Origin of the sequence: Primorskyibacter sp. S187A, from assembly GCF_049800955.1 — a bacterium.
Taxonomy (GTDB): Bacteria; Pseudomonadota; Alphaproteobacteria; order Rhodobacterales; family Rhodobacteraceae; genus JAKVBH01.
In genome coordinates, this window is record NZ_JBNAGA010000002.1 from 94,422 (window position 1) to 115,274 (window position 20,853).

Here is a 20,853-nt window from a genome sequence, read left to right on the forward strand (position 1 = left end):
TCGCAAAAATAGGCGATATTCACGCCATGAATATAAATGAGCTTGATCTGAACCTGCTGCGCATCTTCCAGACTGTTGCCGAAGAGCGCAGCGTGAGCCGCGCGGCAATCCGGTTGGACATGAGCCAGCCCGCCGTGAGCAATGCCTTGAAGCGCTTTAGAATTATCATGGAAGATCAGCTCCTTGTCCGTGGCGCAGGCGGCATGCACCTGACCCCCAGAGGCGCTGATCTGGCGCAGCATTTATCAGGCGTCTTGCAGGGCATAGAAGTCGCCATGTCCGGCGGTTCAGAGATCGACCCCACGCGCATCACCGAGCCCATTATTATCATCTGTGCTGATGAAGAAATTCTGCTGCATGGCGCCGATATCTTGCTTGCACTCAAGACATGCGGCTGCCCAGCACCGGTGCAATTCCTGCCGCTCAATATGGAATACCGCTCGGATGTGCTCTGGCGCAAAAGGCTCGCCGTGACGATGACAACCATGCTCTATGCGCCAGATGGCCTGAAACAGCGCAAGCTCTATGACGAGGAACTGGCCTGTTTGCTGCGATCAGACCATCCGGCCGCAGCCCATCTCGATCTGGAGGCTTACCTCGCATCAGAGCACCTTCTGGTGGCCCCTTTGGGCGGCGCGCCGACAGGCTATCTCGACACATGGTTTCGAGAGCAAGGCAAGTCGCGCCACGTGAGCCTCATCACGCATACATTCGGCTCTGCCCCCACGCTCGTGCAACAGGCGGGGCTGATTGCGACGCTGCCGAGCCGGCAAGCCAATCTGCATCGCCAAAACCCCGCCTTTACGGTCGCGCCTTTCCCGACCGACGTCCCGGCATTCAGCCTGCATCTCTTCTGGTCCGAGCGCTATGACAGGGACCCGGTCAATAAATGGCTACGCGATCTCCTGCATGATGCGATTACCGCGCCGCAGCGCGACACTCACCGGCAAAACCAAACCGCCGCGCTAGAGGATGATGTCATCCGCCGTTAGATTGGGCGCGCCTTCAAGGTTGATGGACATGTCAGACGCGCCGCCATCGATGTTGATGTAGAGCCTGCCGATATCGGCATTGTAGCGCACTTCATTGTCCGCACCGGTATAGCTGCTGACGAAGCTGAAAGTGCCCGCAAAGCCTGACAGGTCGATCAGATCGACGCCGACTTCGAAATCAGCAATCGTATCGCGCGCGGACCCTTGCGGGCTATCGGTCTCACTTGTGAAGACAAAGAGATCCGCGCCAGAGCCACCCTCGAGCGTATCACGCCCGCTTCCGCCGATCATTCGGTCCGCACCGTTTCCGCCGCGCAGAAGATCATTACCGCTGCTGCCACTCAGGGTGTCATCGCCATTCCCGCCCGATAGCTCATCATCACCGGACTCACCGCGCAGGATGTCCGCGCCATCATTGCCAAAGAGACGATCCTCATCATCGCCCCCGCGTATATCATCAGCCCCATCGCCGCCTGCCATCGTGTCATCGCCGGCAGAACCTTCCATCCGATCATCATCTGCATCACCGAGCAGCCTGTCATCCCCACCTCCGCCAAACAAACGGTCGGCACCGGCGCCGCCGCGCAATTCATCTGCGTCGCTGTTCCCGCTCAGGAGATCGTCGCCATCACCGCCGAGGAGTGTGTCCTCCCCATCGTTGCCGCGTAGAGAATCCGCGCCATCATCTCCCGACAATTCATCAGCACCGGCCCCGCCAAACAGACGGTCGTTGCCGGTGCCCCCGCCGAGCGTGTCATTGCCAGTGCTGCCGCTCAGAAGATCATTGGATTGCCCGCCAAACAGACGATCATCGCCTGCTTCACCACGCAGCGTGTCATTGTCGTTATTGCCGAACAACAGATCACCGCCTTCGCCGCCGCGCAGATCATCGCGACCGGCCCCGCCGACAAGCGAATCCGTGCCATCGTCTCCGCGCAGCGTGTCGTCACCGTCCTGACCGCGCACCAGATCATCCCCGGCGCCGCCATCGGCCAGGTCATTTCCGCCATCTGCATTGATCTCATCATCGTCATTGCCGCCGAAGACGCGATCCTGACCGTCGCCTGCGTTGAGCGTGTCATCGCCGTTGTTGCCTGCAATCACATCATTGCCCTGCCCGCCTGAGGCACTATCCGCGCCGTCGCCGCCGCGCAGATCGTCATCGCCAAGTTCACCGGCCATGACATCGTCGTCATCGCCGCCAAACATACGGTCGTTGCCATTGCCGCCTTCCAGCGTGTCGCGGCCAGCATTGCCGCTCAGAAGATCGTTGTCATTGCCACCTGAAAGCCGGTCGTTCCCGGCTTCGCCGCGCAGGGTGTCGGCGCCGTCGTTCCCGTTCAGCAGGTCGTTATTGGCCCCGCCGCGCATGTCTTCATTGCCGTCGCGTCCCGCGAGCGTGTCATTGCCCGCGCCGCCATCGAGCGTGTCATTGCCATTGCCGCCAAGGATCGTGTCGCGGCCGTCCTCGCCATTCAGCCGCATGCCCCGCTCGGCCAGCAGGAACCCTGCCGCTGTCCCGCCAAGGTAATTGTTGTAACTCAGCGCACCGCCCGAAATGACATCGCGCACCTCTTCAGCCGCGCCATCGACCCGCCAATTCACCGCAAGGTTGGGATTGCCTGTGGGGTTGGGTATGTCGCGGAACGCATCCTGAGTGATGTCGCTCTGCGAGCGGGCTGTGTTCCAGATGCGGATATCAGCCACCGCACCGCGCCCCAGATTGCTGACCGAAAATCCACCCAGCAGCGCATCCTGCTCTTGCCCGAAGACAATGGAGCCATTGCTCGTCAGACCGCCCGCGGCGCTGAGGCCCGAGGCAATGACATCGCCGTTCATATAAAGCGTCACCTGCCCTGTAGCGCTTTCATAAGAGACTGAAATTCTGTGCAATTCTCCATTGAGAAGCTCGGACGTCGCCACGCCGCTGAGATGGTTCGTACCGTTCACGCGCACGCCGATATCGCCCGAGAACCGACCTTCGGGGTATGCAAAGATGAGCAATTCCTCGAAATCGCCAGGGACGGCATAAGACAAAAGCGGTATCAAGGACGTGCTTGGATCCTGCGCATCGGTGCCCTGAAAGAGCATCTCGACCGTGACATCGCCCGTGGGCATTGCGATCTGGCTGGCAAAGGCCGCCTGCCCGGTTTCGCTGCCCGGATTGAGGTTGAGCATGTCGCGCTGGATATCCTGTAGCGCGACCAGCCTGTCGCCACCGGCGCTGCCTGTGATTTCTTCGATGCCGGACATCTCACCTTCAAAGCTGCGCATCTCGGCTACAGTCACAATGTCAAAACGCTCCTCATCGGGCACGACGCGCGTGAGATCATCGGCGGAATTGGCAAAGACGATATCTGCCTCAAGGACCATCTGCGGTGTCAGGCTACCGCGGACCTCCGTCGTTTCGGTGTCAAACCAGACAGGTGTTTCGACGGCGGCCTGGATGGTGACACCCGTGCCGCCAGACATGACCACCGTGCCATCGACGCCGCTGAAATCGACGGTATCCTCGCCACTTTCGCCGTAGACAATGAAATCGCCCTGATTGACGAAGAAATTGTCATTGCCATTGCCGCCCGCAGCGGTATCCGCCCCCTCGATCAGGATCGTGTCATCACCATCAAAGCCAAAGACCGTATCGGCTCCACCGCCACCGGAAATGACATTGCCTGCGAAATTACCCAGCAATCTATCAGCCGCGATGGTGCCAAACAGGTTTTCGATGTCGATCAGCACATCAACACCTTGCGCCCCGGAGGAGCGGGCGATAGCGAGATTGGCCGTGATGCCAATGAAGCTGGGCGCGATCAGCTCGCCGTCCAACCCGCCCAGATGGGCCGTGGCGTAAGAGGCCGTGTCGCGGCCATTGCCGCCGCGGATCGTGTCATTGCCGCGCCCGCCATGCAGGATATCGTCGCCGTCGCCGCCCTCGATCACGTCATTGCCGTCATTGCCAAAGAGGCTGTCGGCTTCAGCACCGCCCCGGATCGTGTCATTGCCGTTGCGCCCGGCAATGCGGTCGGTCTGATCGCTTCCCGTCAGCGTGTCGCTGCCGCGCCCGCCGAGCACTTGCTCGAAGCGCTCGATCGTGCCGCCGTTGCGCGTATCACCGGCATAGCGGAACGTGCCCGCCGCGAGATCGACGTTGACGCCATCTACCCGATCAAAAGCCAGAACATCAAAGCCCGCGCCGCCGTCGGCCTCGCCGCGGAACCGATCAAGGCGCATGTAATCATCACCCTGATTGCCGTTTGCCTTTGACAGATCACCCGATGTCGCGCCGTCCCAGATGACATAGTCATTGCCGGTACCGCCAAAGAATTGACCTTCGCGGCCGAATTCGGCGGTGTCATCCCCGCTGCCGGCATCAAAAATTGCAAAGCCATTTCGCGAGACCATAATATCGTCACCAGCGCGCGCATCAAACCGGCCCACGTTGGTTGATCCGCCGGGATCAAAATCAATCTGGTCATCGTTATCGCCCAGAACGTATTCTTCGATTGAGCTGGTGTTGGAGCGCAGCGAGAAGGGCGAGTCGTTGTCGCCGGTGCGGGCTGAAAACCCGGAGACAACAAGATTCGTGGCCGACGTGCCCGAATCCAGACGCCAACGCACATCGCCCAAGGGCCGCAGATCCAGCGTATCGAACCCGCCGCCGCCGTTGAAGCCGGACTCTATCCTGTCCAGCCCGTCCACCCGTGTCACGATGATCAAATCATCGCCGCCGCCACCATTCGACGCGGTCGCGCCCTGGGAATGGATCGTGTCATCACCGCCGCCGCCATGCAGATAGACCTCGTCGCGGAACACGCCCAAGCGCCCGAAGATCACGTCATCGGTGTCAGAGCCCACGAAGGCCTCAATCCCGACGGCATTGTCCGTGGCAATCACATCGCCATCCGGCGCGTCGAGATGCTCGATGATGCCGGTTTCGGCAAAAATGCGCAGCGGGCCCGTGGCCCCTGTGTTGCTGAGCGCATTGCCCAGATCGCCGCTGTTGAAGGGCAGACGTGTGTTGTTGATATATCCCAGATCGGAATAGGAGCTGGAAAACCGCGAATAACCCAGAACGTCGCTGCCGTCGCCGCCGATATAGGTCTCGGACTTACCCGCGACAGAGACGCCGCCGTCAATCAGGATATCGCTGCCCTTCCCGCCCAACAGCAGGTCAACCCCGTCGCCGCCGATCAGAATATCACGCTCATCGCCCGCATCGAGCAGGTCATCACCGCCGCGCCCGATCAGCACATCATTGGCACCGGATGTCAGGATCGAATTGGCGCCGCTCGTGCCATAGACGACATCCTGACCACCATCTTGCAGGATGATGTTCTCGATGGAGCTGATCGTGTCGAACCCTTCGCCGGAATTGGTCTGGCGATGAAAGACCGTGCCCGCGGCGAGATCGGCATCAACGTTTACCGAATTGCCGTTGTCGAGGGTCTGATAGGTGTCGATCCCCGCCTGACCGTTGACCTGATCATTGCCCTTTCCGGGCAGGAAGACATCATTGCCCCGCCCGCCAAACAGACGATCCCCCTCGGCAGAGCCGAAGATGTAATCATCCCCGTCGCGCCCATCGGCTTCATGCAGGAAGGGGCCGTTGCCCACGGGGTTGGTATCGGCGTCAAAGGGATTGCCATCGTTATCGACCGGCGTGCCGCGACTGTTGAGGAACATCAGGTCATCGGTATTCGTGCCGGTGAGCCCCGAGCCGCCCGTGAGCGCGGCCTCCAGCGTGGCCCCTTCAAAGGCGATGTTATTGAAGACGATAAATTCAAAGTTCGTGAACGTCTCGGCGCCCTGATTGGCCGCCCCCGCGTCGGGTTTGACATGGGTAATCACGATGCCAGTTACGTCAATCTGGTCTTCTTCGCCCTCTTCCTCACTCTCCTCACCGAGCACCACAAGCTCATATTCGTTGAAATTCCCCTCAAAGAAGAGCAGGTCGATGCCATCGCCGCCATCGAGGACATCATCGCCAAGGCTCGCCAGAACAATGTCATTGCCCGCGCTGCCGGTGATCGTGTCGTCGCCCGCGCCGCCATCCATGAGCGCGCCTTCGCTGCGATTGCCCAGGGAGATGCTGTCGTTGCCTGTCTCACCATACCATGTGGGCCCGGTGCCAGGCGTGGCGCTGGCCTCCCCGAAGCCACCGCCGAAAAAGGCATCCTCCAGATCCGGAATATAGCCCTCTGTCCCGGCGATTATCCCAAAACCATCGCTGACAAAGTCATCTATCTGGTCGGACAGATCCTCGATCTGCTGTCCCAGCCCATCGAGAAATCCACCGAAGGGAATGCCGCCCGGGAGCTCCAGCAGGCCATTGATCTCCGCCCGCACGGAGTCGAGGAGCGCATTGATGCCAAGCTTGTCGAGCAGAAAGTCGAGAACAGGCTGAACCACCAGATCATAGATAAAGCCCGTCGCATTAAGCAACGGCTTGATCGGCTCCAGCGCAGCAGCCGCCGCATTGAGCGGGCCGGAGATGACATCAATGGCAGACTTTATCTGTTCCAACTGGCCAGCGGCGGCCAGCGCGGGATCAAGCTGGGCATCGGCCAGTGTCGTCTGGATCTGCGTGACACGCCCGGTAATCGCCTCATAGACCGAGATGAGATTGGTGATTTGTACGTTGCGCAGCGCCAGTTGGTCATCAATGTCGTCCGCAAGAGAGGTAAAGTTGGATACCCAAACCTCATCGCTGATAAAGGTCATGCGCGTGGCGTCGGTGGCGGCATTCAGGGCCGCAATCGTCTTGTCCATGGTGCGCGTGTGATCAATGTAATCCTGCTCGGCCTCCGCCACTGCGGCAGAGACGAGCTCCAGCGTCGTTGCCGACGCTTTCAAAGCCGTTTTGAGATTGGAGAGGAATTTGCCCTTCTCCGTGCCCTCGCTTTTGCCAATGTCGTTGAGTTCCTGAACCTTGTCCTCGATGCGTTTGACCGCAGGGCGCACGGAATCCGTCAGCACATCGGCAAAGCGGATCGAAAGATCGATGAGCGGGCCTGCTTTCTTGGTGTTCTCCAGAACCGAATTGAGCTTGTCGATGCCTTTGCGAATACCGCCGGCTGCTGTACCCGCGTTGTTGACGTAGCCCACGACATCGGCGGCTTTACGCAAGACTGTCGAAAAGTCATCCAGACTGGCGCGAAGGTCTCTCAGTTCGGTCGGAATTCGGGAGGCATGATTACGATAGTCAATCGTCTCGGAACCGGCAGGCATAACAATAACCTCTTAACAAAAAGGGCTGATCGGAAATTAAGTATCCGTTAACCCTAGGCTGCAACGGCATCCAAAGCACGCTTTTTCTGGCAGCCGCTTTGCGGCCAATCGCGATGGCTCAGTCCGGCGTGCAGCAACGCATCTTGAGAATCGCCACCGAGTGATCGAACGCGGCGGGATCAGACGTCACACGTGCTGCCAAATGCGCGCCTTCCAACATCGCAAGCGTCGCATGGGCCTCCTGCGAGACATCTGACGCATCGCGGATTGATCCGTCTTCAAGCGCCAGCGCATAGGTTTTGCGCAGCCATGCGAGCACCATCTCGCGAAAGGCCACGATACTATCGAGGACAGCTGTGGACAGGCTCGCGGGACTTGCGGACAAAGACACGCACAAGCAAACCAGCCCGCCTGTGCTCAGTGCGTCGCGGTAATGTGCGATGAGCGATAGCAACCTGTCAGACGCCCGGTTTTCATGCGCATCGATTGTGGCGCATGTGGCCTCCATGCCAGCGTGATACCGCTCCATCAGAGCAAGGGACAACGCCGCCTTGGTCGGGAAGTGATAGTGGATCGAGGCCTTGCGAATGCCGATGGCCGCCGCCAGATCCGCATAGCTGAAGCCATCAAAGCCACGCTGGCGCACCAATATCTCGGCATTATCCAAAAGAGCGGTCCGGGTGTTCTGTGTCATCGGTCAGGCGGCCCTATCTCGCTCAAGAACCGCGAGCGCGGCTTCTGCGGCTTCCAATGCGCCTTCCAGATATCCGCCGAAAACAGGTGCGACCTCTGTGCCCGCGAATACCAAACGGTTGTCCCAGAGATTTTCCATCGTCTCTGGCAGACCGTAGCGGGGATGCGCGAAGAGCGGCTGGCGGTCTTGCGGGGTGGCCGTGAACGGATCGGCGGCCCAGTCCTTTGCATAGACAGCCGTCGGATGTGCGGCTTGCGCGCCAAAGAGCGAGACCAATTGCGCGATACAGAGCTCCTCCAGCGTGTCTATCGCGCCGCGGCTTTGCGGTGGCAGGCCCACAAATCCGAACAAGGCCGCGTATGACTCGTCATGCGCCGATGCGTCATGGATCTCAACCATCGGGCCACGGCGGCTCATCGCATCACCCGACAGGCCAGCGACTCGCCAGAAGGCCCGCGGGTAGACCGCGACGACTTTGGCCTGACCGGCCATCCAAGTAGGGACAGCGCGCATGCTGTGGTCCGTCTCGTCCGGCAATGCCGGTGTATAGCTTATCTCCGCCGCCAGTCTGGGAGGCATCGCAAGAACCACCTGCTCCGCTTCCACCACCAGACCAGACGACGTTTCCGCGCGAATGCCGTGCGCATGCCGTGCAATCGACGTCACATGTGCAGAGAGCGTCAAAGCGCCTGCGGGAAGGCGCGCGGCCAGCGCCTCCGTGAGCCGCGCCGCACCTCCCTCGATCCGCAAGGCGCCCTCCATCGACGACATCCCCCCAACGCGCTCGACATGGCCATGCTCGTCTTCAAAACTCAGCGCGCCTGAGGCATATTGCTCAAACTGGCGCAAGTTTAGCCGCTCCAACCTCGCAGCCAAGCGCGGTTGCCCGCCCCAAAACCACGCTGGCCCCATGTCGAAAGCGCCATCCCCCGCCCCCGTCGTCAGGATACGCCCACCAATCCTGTCTCGCGCCTCAAGGACATGACAGGCGCGCCCCCGTTCCGAGAGATCCACCGCAAGCGAAAGGCCAGAGAGACCGGCGCCGAGGATCAGGGTTTCCGTGCGCATGCTCACCCCTCGCTCACTCGCGATCCAAACCGCTCAAACGGCGCATAGTCTGGCCGCTCATCCTGCGGCAGGCGCAGTGGCGAAAGGCAAATGGCCAGTTTTCATCCAGACGCGCGCACCGCCCGGGCCCGCGACCGCCGCCAACGGCATGGCGTCGGGCAAACGCAGCCACGCGCCTGTTGCGAGAACATCCTCGCCTTCTTCAAGCGTGCCTCCCATGACCAACAGCTCCGTCCCGCCAAGGCCCGGGTTTGTCAGCCTGGCGCCTGCTTCCAGCTCGGAATACGTCACTGTTTCGCGCGCATCCTCATGCAGAATCTCCGTGGCGCATCCGTCCACGCGTGCGCCCAAGGCGCCGCCCATGGTTTTGCGGAATTGTGTCCTGTCGTTCAGATCAAATTGCCAGAGCTTCACGAAAATCGTGCACCCCGGCTCAGAACCAGGCGTGTGCTGGCTCGTGGGCGGATTGCGCACATAGGTGCCTTCCGGGTAATCGCCATGCTCATCCTGAAACACACCCTCAAGGACGATGAATTCTTCCCCTCCGGTATGAGTATGCGCGGAAAACTGAGAGCCGAGCGCATAGCGCACAATGGTCGTGGCCCGCGCCACCTCGCCGCCAATCCGATCCAGCATGCGCCGCTCGACCCCCGGCATGGGAGAGGCTTGCCATTCCAGGTCCTCAGAATGAATGACCACCCGCTGGGAGAAGTCCGCGTTGAGTTCCATAGGCGTTCCTTCCCGTTTCGAGGGCCAAGTGCAGGGCCCAGCACCTGCCTGAATAGCCAAGCGCGCGCAGCGTTTGAATTTCAACTACCTACTAGTAGGCAGTCTTGTCAATGAGAGTCGGCACGTTTGACTACGACAAAGCTCCTAGGTCACGGACAGCGCTTCAAGGCTGAGCTGCCGGAGCCAAAGATGGAACCGGTCGCCATAGGACTTGCGCAATATGAGCGACAGAGGCGCCGGGTCGATTTCGAACGGCGGCGGGCATGCCACAAGGCCTAACTGCTCCGCCAGACCTGCAAATGGTTCCCTGAGTGTCGTGAAAAGGGCATTGCTGCTCGCGGCAAGGACCAGCGCTGCGCTGAAGTTCGGAGCGTGGCATCTGACATCGCGATGCAATCCCTGCGCGCGACTTGCCCGTGCAACAGGGCCTTCATCTGCCCCTGTGGTGCCAACAATCACATGCGCCGCACCTGCCCAGGTGGATCCCGAAGGATGCTTGGCAAAAGGATGGGCTGCCGGAGCGAAACTACACCATGCCAGCGGCGTTAACGGGACGATCTCAAGATTGGCGTCAGGCTTTGGATGGCCAAACGCCAGCCCGACATCCGCCTGAGACGTCACCACCGCCTGACGCACTGATGCAACGTCAACAAACTCAACCGCCGCCGAAGGCGCTTTGCGGGCAACCGCACCAATCCAGCCCGACAAAAGCGGCGCGCACAGATCTGGAGCGGCGATCTTGATCTTGCGCTGGCTTGCAGCTGGATCAAACCTGTCTTCCTGCGCGAAAACGGCGCGCATCGCCGCCGCCGCCTCGAGAACCAAGGGCTGCAATCGCTCCGCCCGGGGCGTCAGACGCATGATGCGACCATCAAGCACGAGGATCGGATCGCCAAAGTGATCCCGCAACCGCGCCAGAGAATGAGACATAGCCGACTGCGTCCGCCCGACCGACGCCGCAGCCTGTGACACGGACGCATGCGTCAGCAAAGCTTCAAGCGCTGTGAGCAAGTTCAGATCGAGGTTGGACAGGCTAACATCATTCATGTGCATGGATGTATCATAATCATCAATTTGATGCATATGCAGCCTGCGGGCAGTCTGGCTTCACGTATCATTTGGAGGAACCAGCATGACACATCACAGCAAAAGCCTGCTTGTCGCAGCTTTCACTGCAGCCACATCTCCCGCTGTCGCTCAAGACGCTGACATCGATCTGACCGGAACATGGCGCAGCATCGCCTGTGAACTGCGTCCCCAAGCCGGTCAGGATGGTGTCGCGCCGTGGTATCTGACGCGCATGATCCAGTTTGCGCAAGGCCGGATTGACGCGCATTTCACGACCTTTGCAGATGCCGCCTGCACCACGCCTCTGGTTGAGCTCAAGTTCGGTGGCGCAGTGGTCGATCAGGGGCCCTCCACAGTTGCGGCAGGTGCGCGCCAGATCGACCTCATCATTGATGACTACCTGCGCGTGACGCCCCGCTTGCCTGGTTTTGCCGAGTTTCTGGCAAGCGCAGAGACCGGCACCTGCGGCGCTGAGAACTGGGCTGTTGGCGTCGAGCAGGACATATTTCAAACGGGATGCAGCGTCATGGGTGTTGCGCCGAATGCGCCCACGACCGAGTTTGAAGTGCTGCATGTCTCTGCCGGTCATCTCTACTTTGGTGCGCGTCCGGTCGATGGCCAGCCTCTTGCGCAGCCGGGCAACAGGCCCACGGCGTTGCAGATGCCTCTCAAACGCGCCTCAGGCGGTATGACGCAAAAAGTTGGGGCTGACGATCTACGCGTGCCCCGCCATGTTGAAATTGTCCTGTTTGAGCAAGCGGAGGGCGCTGATCCCGGCGAGGTAAGGGCCTTCTTTGAGACCGTCACAGAGAAGATGAATCAAAATGACACATTGCTTTACCGCACCGTTGGCCAGGGCGCTGATGGGACATGGCTGTGCGTGAACTACTGGACCACGCGCCCGGATATGGAAACGCTGAACAGCCAAGCACAGAACTGGAACGATGTGTTCGCGGCCATGGCGGGATTGGCGAAGCCTGAAAGCTTCCGTTTGAGCAGCTATGACACGGGTTTGTGAGCCTGTCACAACCGCAGCGCCGCTTTGCCTAGGCGTCTTCTACGACAAACTGCAAAATACCGGGCGCCACGCCGTCTCCGTTGACCTCCGTCATATCTTGGGGACACGCGGACATCACCGCAATCGCATCGCTCAACGTGCGCATACGGATGACATCCCCGGGCCTGGATACAGGCGGCGCGAAGCGAGTCCCGCCATCCGGCGCGATAGGCACGTTCATCCAGATGTTAAACGGCGCAGGCACGCGCGGCGCGCGCAATCCAATGACGGACATGGCCATGCGCAGATTGTCCGCGCAATTGTCGTGATATCCCTCGCATCCCAATTCGCGGTACCGCGCATGGTCGCAGCAGGCCACGATGGTATCATGCACCCCCGGAGAGGTATCTTCGATGATCTCCAGCAGTGGTTTACGCAGATTGGTCACGAGCGCATCGCCCACCTTCGGGAAGATCGAGCCCAAAGAGGTGTGCACATGGGCCATGGAAAGGTGCTCGCCCAGATTCTCCGCGCAAAACGCCCAGAAATCACAGACCTGATGGCCGCTTGGATTGATCACCCGGAGCACCTGCCCTTTTCGCAGGCGCACGGCGATGCCGCAGCGCGCATCGATTGTGTAGACCCGGTCTGGCTCGGGCGTGCCATCTGCGGAGATCGCCAGTTCAAGGCTGCGGTTTGTGCCGTCTGGCACTGCACTATCTGGCGATTGCACGTGTGGCTCTCCTTGTTCAAACGCCGCTGGTGCGCGAATTTCAAGACGCGTCGCCTAAGCCTATAGCACGTCGCGGGACACCTGAATCACGACAGCACGGTCACATCCGGCGCGCTGCAGTCACCGGACAGTGCACAGCATCAGCACAGCTTGCACACCGCGCCGTCATCTAAAGTAAGCGATGTTGCAGATGGCTCGATCAACTCTTCCTGCTACGCCGCCTGCGATGCGCCCAAGGTTGTCCAGAGATCCCGGGCGGTCTGCATGCTGTCGGGGTCGCCCAATGTCTCCAGCGCGAGCGCGAGGGTTCCCAGAATGACATCACGCTCGAACTCGGAGGGATCCTGCAGGGAGCCCAGTTCGGCTGCAGGCTCCGACAATCGCCGCGTGTCATCGCGCAAGGGCGCAAACTGGTCCTCCCAGGTCTGACCATTGCGCAGACCAAAGGCCGCGATTTTCTTGGCTGGATGACGTTCGAACTCCCCACCGCCCCCTTTGATGACGCTGAGACTGCGCCAGCCGAGGATGGCACCGGCATCCGCCTGCAACAATCTGTACGAGGGATGAAAAACACCCTGCACACTGGCGGACGCAGCGCCGGGGTTCAACATGCGGCACACCGTGTTCACACAGGAGCGCAGGTGCAGCACATCGCGCAGACACAGCAGCCGAAAGAGCTCGGGATGCATGTTCTCCAAGGGTAGGTAGACGATGTTGTCACGTGCCAGATATGTCTCGGCCATCTGCGGCGTCTGGGCGACGCCAATCCCCACTTGCGTCAATCCGGCTCGGACTTTGGGGTCCGCGCCATTCCAGCCATGCAGCATCACCCTGTGACCCGCCTGCGCGACGAGTTTGGCGGCCCGCAGGAACCAAGGCGCCCCCCGCGTCCGCCCGGCAGCGTAGCTGGGCCAATCGAGATCCACCTGCGGCAGCTGCAACATGTCCTGTTGCGCAGCTTCCGCAAATCCGGCGATTTCATCGGCCGTCTCGCCTTTCATGCGCAACAACATCAAGAGCGCCCCTGTCGCCTCTGGCGCTGTCTCTCGGCGCAGCATGAGGTGCATCGCATCCGCGGCCTCTTCCCGTGTCAGTGAACGGGATCGCCCGGGCCCGCGCCCCAATGTGCGCACGTGTTCTCCCAGGCTCATTGCGCGGCCCCTTTTGCGCGCGTCGCAGAAATCTGCCCCGCGATGTCCAACTGACAACCGCCGCTAGCCATGCCCGCGCGCGGTTCTTCACCTATGTTTTCCACGGTTGTAGCCCTCCCGCTATTCACCGTTTTCAGGATTGAACCTAGCCCAACCTCAATATGCGCGCAAAGAATGGAACCCCAATCGGGTTCATCAGCCGCAGGCTGGCATGCTGTGGATCAAGTGGCGTCACGCCCCGACGACCCTTCGGACAGCCCTGTCCAGCTTGTCAGCCACCTCCGAGATTTGAGCCTCATTGATGATGAACGGCGGGGCCAGCAACACGTGATCGCCGCGCTGGCCGTCCAGAGTACCGCCCATGGGATAACAGATCAGACCCTCTTCAAAAGCAGCAGCCTTGAGTTTGGCGTGCACCTTTTCCGAAGGCGCAAACGGCGTTTTGTGGGCACGGTCCTGCACGATCTCCACGGCGCGGAATAATCCGACGCCGCGAATATCGCCAACATGGGGATGCTGGGACAGACGCGCAGACAAGGCGTCATGCAGCTTTTTGCCCGCAGGCGTGACATTGCTCAGCACATCTTGGTCCACCAGCCGCTCCAGCACGGCCAAAGCCGCCGCACAGGCCACGGGGTGGCCAAGATAGGTATGGCCATGTTGGAAGAACCCGGAGCCTTGGGCAATGGTATCATGGATATGCGCGCTGCACATCATGGCCCCGATCGGCTGATAACCTGCGCCCAGCCCCTTGGCGATTGCGCAAATATCGGGCGAAACTCCGTCTTGCGTGCACGCAAAGAGCGTCCCCGTGCGGCCCATGCCGCACATGACCTCATCGAGGATCAACAGGATACCATGGGCGTCACAGATCTCGCGCACACGGCGGAAATAATCGCCCACAGCAGGGACCGCGCCCAATGTCGCACCGACGACCGGCTCAGCCACAAACGCCATGATCGTCTCAGCCCCAAGGCGCTGGATTTCATCCTCAAGCTCGGCAATCAGGCGCGCAACGTAATCTGCATCGCTCTCCCCGTCCTGCTTGCCGCGATAGGCGTAGCAGGGCGAGACATGGCTCACATCCATCAACAAGGGCGAGAAAGGCGCGCGGCGCCAGGCGTTTCCACCTGTGGCCAAAGCGCCAAGGGTATTGCCGTGATAACTCTGTTTGCGCGCAATGATCCTGTGTCGCTCGGGCTGACCGATTTCCACGAAATACTGCCGCGCCAGTTTGAGCGCGGCTTCCATCGCCTCGGACCCGCCGGAGACGAAGTAGACCCGCTCCAACCCATCTGGCCCTAGCGCAACCAGTTTGTCCGCCAGCGCTTCGGCGGGCTCGGATGTGAAGAAGCCGGTATGGGCGAAGGCCACATCCTGCAATTGCCTTGTGATCGCCTCCGTCACATGCGGATCGCCATGGCCGAGACAGGACACCGCCGCATCTCCGCAATTCAGATAGGCCTTGCCCGCTTTATCAAAGAGATGAACGCCCTCCCCGCGCGAGACAAGCGGCGGTGGCGCTTTGGAGTTGCGTGGAAAGACATGGCTCATCGGACGGCTCCCTCATGGCGTGACGACCTGATGCGCCGCAAACGCCTTGCGCCATGACAATGCGATGGGACGACGGCCTTGGCAATCGGCAGATGCAGCGCCCCCTTGCACCCGGGGGATAACCCATTATCGTGTTGCACAGAGTAAAGCGCAGGGCCGGGGCCGCATCACCAATGCCGCTCTGACAACGTGCTTGCCTGATACGTAGCGGACAATGTCCGGCGTATCGCTCCGCGCCCCTGAAACGGGGAGGAAGACGACCAAGCACCCGGAGTTCACCGGGGCTCTAACATGCTGTAATCAGGGAGATACATTCATGTTTTCTAAACTCAAAATTGGCGGCGCCGCGCTTATCGGCGTACTCAGCCTCGGCACAATGGCCTCCGCACAGGAGTTCATCTCCATCGGGACCGGCGGCGTCACAGGCGTTTACTATCCCACGGGTGGCGCGATTTGCCGCCTCGTGAACAAGTCGCGCAAGGAGCACGGCATCCGCTGCGCTGTCGAGTCGACAGGTGGATCCGTTTACAACATCAACACAATCAAAGCGGGCGAGCTCGAATTTGGTGTGGCCCAGTCCGACTGGCAATATCACGCCTACAACGGTACGTCGAAATTTGAAGGCGATGCCGCGTTTCCGGATATCCGCGCGGTCATGTCCGTCCACCCCGAGCCGTTCACGCTCATCGTGCGCGGTGACAGCGGCATCGAAGGCTTCGCGGACATCAAAGGCAAGCGCGTCAATGTCGGCAACCCCGGTTCCGGTCAGCGCGCGACGATGGAAGTCGTGATGGATGCCTTTGGCATTGGCATGAACGATCTGGCGCTGGCCACGGAATACAAAGGTTCCGAAATGGCCAAGCAACTCTGCGATGGCAATATTGACGCGATGATCTACACCATCGGTCACCCCGCCGCTGCGATCAAGGAAGCAACCACAACATGTGACGCGCGTCTTGTCTCCGTGACGGGTGAGCCGATTGAGAAACTTGTGGCGGACAATCCGTTCTACCGCGTCGCGACCATTCCGGGCGGCATGTACAAAGGCACAGACGGCGACACCACGACATTCGGTGTGGGCGCGACCTTCGTGACATCCGCAAGTGTGCCGGAAGAGGTTGTCTATGTTGTCGCGAAATCCGTGATGGAAAACATCGACGATTTCCGCGCGCTGCACCCGGCGTTTGCCAATCTTGATCCCGCACAGATGGTCAAGGACGGTCTCTCCGCGCCGCTGCATGACGGCGCCATGAAAGCCTATAAAGAGCTGGGCCTGATGAACTAAGATCCAAGGATCTTCGCCATTTGGAAAGAGCGCCGGTTTCCGGCGCTCTTTTTTTGGGAGGGCTTTGGTCTCAGTTTTGGGACGACGGGCCCCCCGCCTCCATCGTCACGATGCATTGCGCCTCACCAGACGCAGCGAAATGCGCCCGGCACGCCTCGACAAAGACCCGCACCAGCCTGCGGGGCGCGTGCTTGTCATATCCGATGGCCAGTGTGAGCGCGGGCACGTCATCCGAAATCGGACGCGCGACGACATCCGCCCCGCTATAGCTCTGTGCTGTCAGGGGTTTCATGTTGAGGATCGCACAGCCCCGACCAGCGGCCACAAGGCTGCGCACCATCTCGGTTGAATTGGCATAGGCCACGACCCGGCCTTGCTCGGCATCCTCGGAGATCAGCGCCTCGTAATAGCTGGTGGCCACGGGGCGGTTCAAAACGATCAAAGGCTCGGATGCGATCTGCGCCATGGACACGGATGCCTTCTCCGCCAGCGGATGATCCGCGGGCATCAGGCAGTAGGGCGGCGCGGTTATCAGAACATCATATGCAATGGCAGGGCGGACGTCCTTAGCCACAAAGAGGACCACGTCGAACGTCCCCCCAAGCAGCCCATCCTGCGCCTGATCATTATCGCATTCCTCCAGATGCAGCGTCACACCCGCATCCGAGGGGAGACAAGCCTCAAGGACAGAAGGCAGGAACGCCGGCGCAATCGGCGCATAATATCCAATCCGCAGCGTTCCAGAGAGGGAGCTGCCCAAGGCCGCGCCTTCTGCCAGAAGGGATCGGTACTCCTCGAGCAGAGCCGTGCATTTCCGCGCGATTTCACGACCACTGGCATTGGCCTGTATGCCGCGGGCCCGCTGGCGCGTGACCAGCTTGAGCCCAAATTCCACTTCAACCTGATCGATGGCGATGGCCACAGCAGAGGCCGCAATATTGAGCTCACTGGCGGCTTTGGTGATGCTGCCGTGGCGCAGCGCGGTTGTGAAATATTCCATGGCCTTGAGCGTGATCGCCATGCCTTACCTCGGAAAATCAGCGTTTACTTCGCCAATAATACTCTTTTTCCTTTGAAGCTGGCTATGCGAAATTGCAGTCCTGTCGCATCACCGGGAGGCGCCCATGTCCAATACTCCGCTCAAAGGCTGGCACCATACGCCGGACGTGCCGCTGCAAGTCTCGCCGTTTTTTCAATGGCCGCCTCGCCCCCTGAAGATGCTGGGCTGGTTGTGGGGATCGTGGTTTTTCATCACTGAGCGGCTGATTATCGCAGGCATCGCCTGCCTCACGTTTTACTGGTTCCAGCCGCCGCTTGAGGAAACCAAAACGCTCGCTTTCGGTTGGATCGCCGAGATGTTCCTGCGCAATGTCATTTTGATGAGCGTCGTCGCGGGCGGGCTGCATCTTTATTTCTACACCTTCACCAAGCAGGGCCAGACCCTGAAATACGACCCGCGCCCGCTCATGAAAAACGGGCGTCAGTTTACCCTGGGTGGCCAGATCCGGGACAATATTTTCTGGACCATCGCCAGCGGTGTCACGGTCTGGACCGGGTTCGAGGTGTTGATGTTCTGGGCGATGGCCAATGGATATGCGCCGATGCTGACCTGGGCGGCCAATCCGATCTGGTTCATCGCGCTCTTCGTGCTCATCCCAATTTGGGAAAGCTTCTATTTCTATTGGATACACCGCCTTCTCCACGTCCCGTTTCTCTACAAACACGTGCATGCGCTGCATCACCGCAACATCAATGTGGGCCCCTGGTCCGGCCTCGCAATGCATCCTGTAGAACATGTGATCTTTCTGGGCTCCGTCCTCGTGCATTTCATCGTCGCGGCCCATCCGATCCATATCCTCTTCCACCTGCAATATTACGCGCTGACCGCCGCCACGACCCATACCGGCTTTGAAGGCCTCGTCGTCAAAGACAAGAACCGCCTCAAACTGGGGACGTTTCACCACCAGATGCACCATCGCTATTTTGAGTGTAACTATGGCTCGCTGGAATTGCCCTGGGACAAGTGGTTCGGCTCTTTCCATGACGGGACGGCCGCATCCGACGCCAAGATCAGGGAACGGCGCAAACGGTTCACCAACGGAAGCTGAGCACAAAGAACACCCCGGGGAGCCACGGCGCAGGGATGGACGGCAGGGGCACGGCCTACTAGATTGAGGCTCAGCCGTTTCGAGCCCAAGGAATCTTCATGTCCGATACCCCCGCCTATCGCGTTCTGGCCCGAAAATACCGGCCCGAAACCTTCGCCGATCTCGTCGGTCAGGATGCGATGGTCCGCACGCTCAAAAACGCCTTCGAGACCTCCCGCATCGCCCAGGCCTTCATGATGACAGGCATCCGCGGCACCGGCAAAACCACCACCGCGCGGATCATTGCCAAGGGGATGAACTGCATCGGACCCGATGGGACCAGCGGGCCCACGACCGATCCCTGCGGGCAATGCGAGCATTGCACGGCCATTATGGAAGGCCGTCATGTGGACGTGCTGGAGATGGACGGCGCGAGCCAGACCAAGATCGACGATATTCGCACCAATGTGCTCGACAGCGTCATGTATGCGCCGGCTTCCGCGCGCTACAAGATCTATATCATCGACGAGGTGCACATGCTCTCCAACTCCGCGTTCAACGCGTTGTTGAAGACTTTGGAAGAGCCGCCCGCCCATGTGAAATTCATCTTTGCCACAACCGAGATCCGCAAAGTGCCGGTGACGGTGCTTTCCCGCTGCCAGCGGTTTGATCTGCGCCGGATTGAGCCCGAGGACATGATCGGCATGCTGCGCAGGATCGCAACGGCCGAAGGCGCACAGATTACAGACGAAGCTCTGGCTTTGATCACACGTGCGGCTGAGGGCTCCGCCCGGGATGCCCAATCGCTTCTCGATCAGGCCATTTCGCACGGTGCCGGCGAAACAACGGCGGATCAGGTCCGCGCCATGCTCGGGCTCGCCGATCGCGGGCGCGTGCTTGATCTGTTTGATCTGATCATGAAGGGCGATGCGGCAGGCGCGCTCGCCGAGCTTTCGGCGCAATATGCCTCCGGGGCCGACCCTATGGCCGTTCTGCGCGATCTGGCGGAGATCACTCATTGGGTCTCGGTTGTAAAGATCACACCTGAGGCTGCGGAAGACCCGACAATTGCGCCAGATGAACGCGCGCGCGGTCAGAGCATGGCCGCCACGCTGCCCATGCGCGCCATGAGCCGGATGTGGCAGATGTTGCTGAAAGCGATTGAAGAAGTGAGCGCTGCGCCCAATGCGATGATGGCCGCCGAGATGGCCATCATCCGGTTGACCCATGTGGCCGAACTGCCCTCGCCTGAAGAACTCATTCGCAAACTGGGGGATGCACCCGTGCCGCCGCCACCCTCGGGCGGTGGCGCACCGTCACCGCACGCCCAAGGCAGCATGACACAGGCCCGCGGGGCGCCTGCGCCAACCCATCCAGCCCCCTCCGGCCCAACCTCTCAGTCCGGCACGACGGCGCTGGCCGTGGCGCAAGATCAAGCGCTCGCGCGGTTTCCAAGTTTTGAGCATGTCATCGAACTGATCCGCGCGCGGCGCGATATCAAGTTGCTTGTGGAGGTCGAAGCCGGTGTCCGTCTGGCGGCCTACCAGCCCGGTCGCATCGAGTTTACCCCAACCGATACAGCGCCCCGCGATCTGGCGCAGCGCCTTGGTGGCGCCTTGCAGAACTGGACCGGTAATCGCTGGGCCGTCACGCTGGTCAATGAGTGCACAGCGCCCACGATCGTCGAGCTACGCGACGCCGACAAGCTCAAGCGCGAAGAAGAGGCCAATGCACATCCCCTCGTGCAAGCCGCCTTTGCCGCCTTTCCAAAAGCCCGCATCACAGACATTCGCACCGCAGAAGATCTCGCGCAGGATGCCAGCCTCGACGCGCTTCCCGAAGTTGAAGACGAATGGGACCCGTTCGAAGAATGAGCGCCCGCATTTTGGCATGCACGACACTTGCGGTTGCAGGGCTTCCGACTGTGCTGCGGGCCGAGGTCTGCGACAAAGAACGTCCCGGCTGGGACGGCACACCAGCCACGATGCTCTCTGAGGCCATCGGCCTCTTTTCATCGCCGATGGGTCTCTTTCTGTCCGCCGCGCTGGTGGTGGCCGTCCTGTTCCGCCACGCTCTTGGCGTCACGATTGTGAGCGTGCTCTGGGCCTTTTTCGTCTACGCTCTGATCGCGCCAGACCCCACCGGCATCCAGCAACAGGCCATAATCGAAGGCTGTATCGCGCAGCCTACCTTGTTCATTGGCCTGTCCACTGCGATATGTGCAGCAGCAGTCTATTACACCATGCGCCGCGAACCGCGGCTCTGAC

Annotated in this window: 15 protein-coding genes; 6 read left to right on the forward strand and 9 right to left on the reverse strand. The window is 60.5% G+C overall.

Annotation, left to right across the window (positions count from 1 at the left end):
- Positions 1-26 precede the first annotated feature (26 nt).
- The gene (locus ACP15S_RS11460) at positions 27-992 is read left to right on the forward strand and encodes a LysR family transcriptional regulator (protein WP_425039775.1); all 966 of its coding nucleotides are present in this window, start codon (positions 27-29) and stop codon (positions 990-992) included.
- Here ACP15S_RS11460 and ACP15S_RS11465 read toward each other — a convergent pair.
- The 5 genes from ACP15S_RS11465 to ACP15S_RS11485 all read right to left on the reverse strand — a co-directional run bounded on the left by ACP15S_RS11465 (position 966) and on the right by ACP15S_RS11485 (position 10,758).
- On the reverse strand, positions 966-7,220 hold the full coding sequence (locus ACP15S_RS11465) for a LamG-like jellyroll fold domain-containing protein (RefSeq protein WP_425039776.1): 6,255 nt from the start codon (positions 7,218-7,220) through the stop codon (positions 966-968). The genes ACP15S_RS11460 and ACP15S_RS11465 overlap by 27 nt on opposite strands.
- 118 nt (positions 7,221-7,338) lie before the next feature.
- Positions 7,339-7,914 (reverse strand): TetR/AcrR family transcriptional regulator, encoded by a 576-nt coding sequence (locus tag ACP15S_RS11470; protein WP_425039777.1) that lies wholly within the window; start codon positions 7,912-7,914, stop codon positions 7,339-7,341.
- A 3-nt stretch (positions 7,915-7,917) separates the two neighbouring features.
- On the reverse strand, positions 7,918-8,982 hold the full coding sequence (locus tag ACP15S_RS11475) for a flavin monoamine oxidase family protein (protein ID WP_425039778.1): 1,065 nt from the start codon (positions 8,980-8,982) through the stop codon (positions 7,918-7,920).
- 57 nt (positions 8,983-9,039) lie between these two features.
- On the reverse strand, positions 9,040-9,711 hold the full coding sequence (locus ACP15S_RS11480) for a cupin domain-containing protein (RefSeq protein WP_425039779.1): 672 nt from the start codon (positions 9,709-9,711) through the stop codon (positions 9,040-9,042).
- 144 nt (positions 9,712-9,855) lie between these two features.
- A complete protein-coding gene (locus tag ACP15S_RS11485) occupies positions 9,856-10,758 on the reverse strand; it encodes a LysR family transcriptional regulator (protein ID WP_425039780.1) in 903 nt (300 codons plus the stop codon).
- A gap of 85 nt (positions 10,759-10,843) precedes the next feature.
- On the opposite strand from ACP15S_RS11485, the gene ACP15S_RS11490 reads away from it, so the two are divergent.
- Positions 10,844-11,797: a hypothetical protein gene (locus ACP15S_RS11490; protein WP_425039781.1), complete on the forward strand. Its 954-nt coding sequence runs from the start codon at positions 10,844-10,846 to the stop codon at positions 11,795-11,797.
- Positions 11,798-11,825: 28 nt separating this feature from the next.
- Here the strand turns inward: ACP15S_RS11490 and ACP15S_RS11495 are convergent, their stop codons facing one another.
- The 3 genes from ACP15S_RS11495 to ACP15S_RS11505 all read right to left on the reverse strand — a co-directional run bounded on the left by ACP15S_RS11495 (position 11,826) and on the right by ACP15S_RS11505 (position 15,214).
- The gene (locus ACP15S_RS11495) at positions 11,826-12,509 is read right to left on the reverse strand and encodes a DUF1989 domain-containing protein (RefSeq protein WP_425039782.1); all 684 of its coding nucleotides are present in this window, start codon (positions 12,507-12,509) and stop codon (positions 11,826-11,828) included.
- Between the two features lie 212 nt (positions 12,510-12,721).
- Positions 12,722-13,660 (reverse strand): glycosyl transferase family protein, encoded by a 939-nt coding sequence (locus ACP15S_RS11500; protein ID WP_425039783.1) that lies wholly within the window; start codon positions 13,658-13,660, stop codon positions 12,722-12,724.
- A 231-nt stretch (positions 13,661-13,891) separates the two neighbouring features.
- Positions 13,892-15,214: an aspartate aminotransferase family protein gene (locus ACP15S_RS11505; protein WP_425039784.1), complete on the reverse strand. Its 1,323-nt coding sequence runs from the start codon at positions 15,212-15,214 to the stop codon at positions 13,892-13,894.
- 316 nt (positions 15,215-15,530) lie between these two features.
- On the opposite strand from ACP15S_RS11505, the gene ACP15S_RS11510 reads away from it, so the two are divergent.
- Positions 15,531-16,499 (forward strand): TAXI family TRAP transporter solute-binding subunit, encoded by a 969-nt coding sequence (locus ACP15S_RS11510; protein ID WP_425039785.1) that lies wholly within the window; start codon positions 15,531-15,533, stop codon positions 16,497-16,499.
- Positions 16,500-16,569: 70 nt separating this feature from the next.
- On the opposite strand, the gene ACP15S_RS11515 is transcribed toward ACP15S_RS11510, so the two are convergent.
- The gene (locus ACP15S_RS11515; protein ID WP_425039786.1) at positions 16,570-17,520 is read right to left on the reverse strand and encodes a LysR family transcriptional regulator; all 951 of its coding nucleotides are present in this window, start codon (positions 17,518-17,520) and stop codon (positions 16,570-16,572) included.
- Positions 17,521-17,623: 103 nt separating this feature from the next.
- On the opposite strand from ACP15S_RS11515, the gene ACP15S_RS11520 reads away from it, so the two are divergent.
- From ACP15S_RS11520 to ACP15S_RS11530, 3 genes are all read left to right on the forward strand, one after another.
- Positions 17,624-18,607: a sterol desaturase family protein gene (locus ACP15S_RS11520; RefSeq protein ID WP_425039787.1), complete on the forward strand. Its 984-nt coding sequence runs from the start codon at positions 17,624-17,626 to the stop codon at positions 18,605-18,607.
- Positions 18,608-18,705: 98 nt separating this feature from the next.
- Positions 18,706-20,460 carry a DNA polymerase III subunit gamma/tau gene (locus ACP15S_RS11525; protein WP_425039788.1) on the forward strand — a complete coding sequence of 585 codons (1,755 nt, stop codon included), beginning with the start codon at positions 18,706-18,708 and terminating at the stop codon, positions 20,458-20,460.
- The gene (locus ACP15S_RS11530) at positions 20,457-20,852 is read left to right on the forward strand and encodes a hypothetical protein (RefSeq protein WP_425039789.1); all 396 of its coding nucleotides are present in this window, start codon (positions 20,457-20,459) and stop codon (positions 20,850-20,852) included. Before ACP15S_RS11525 ends, ACP15S_RS11530 begins: the two co-directional genes overlap by 4 nt.
- Position 20,853 lies beyond the last annotated feature (1 nt).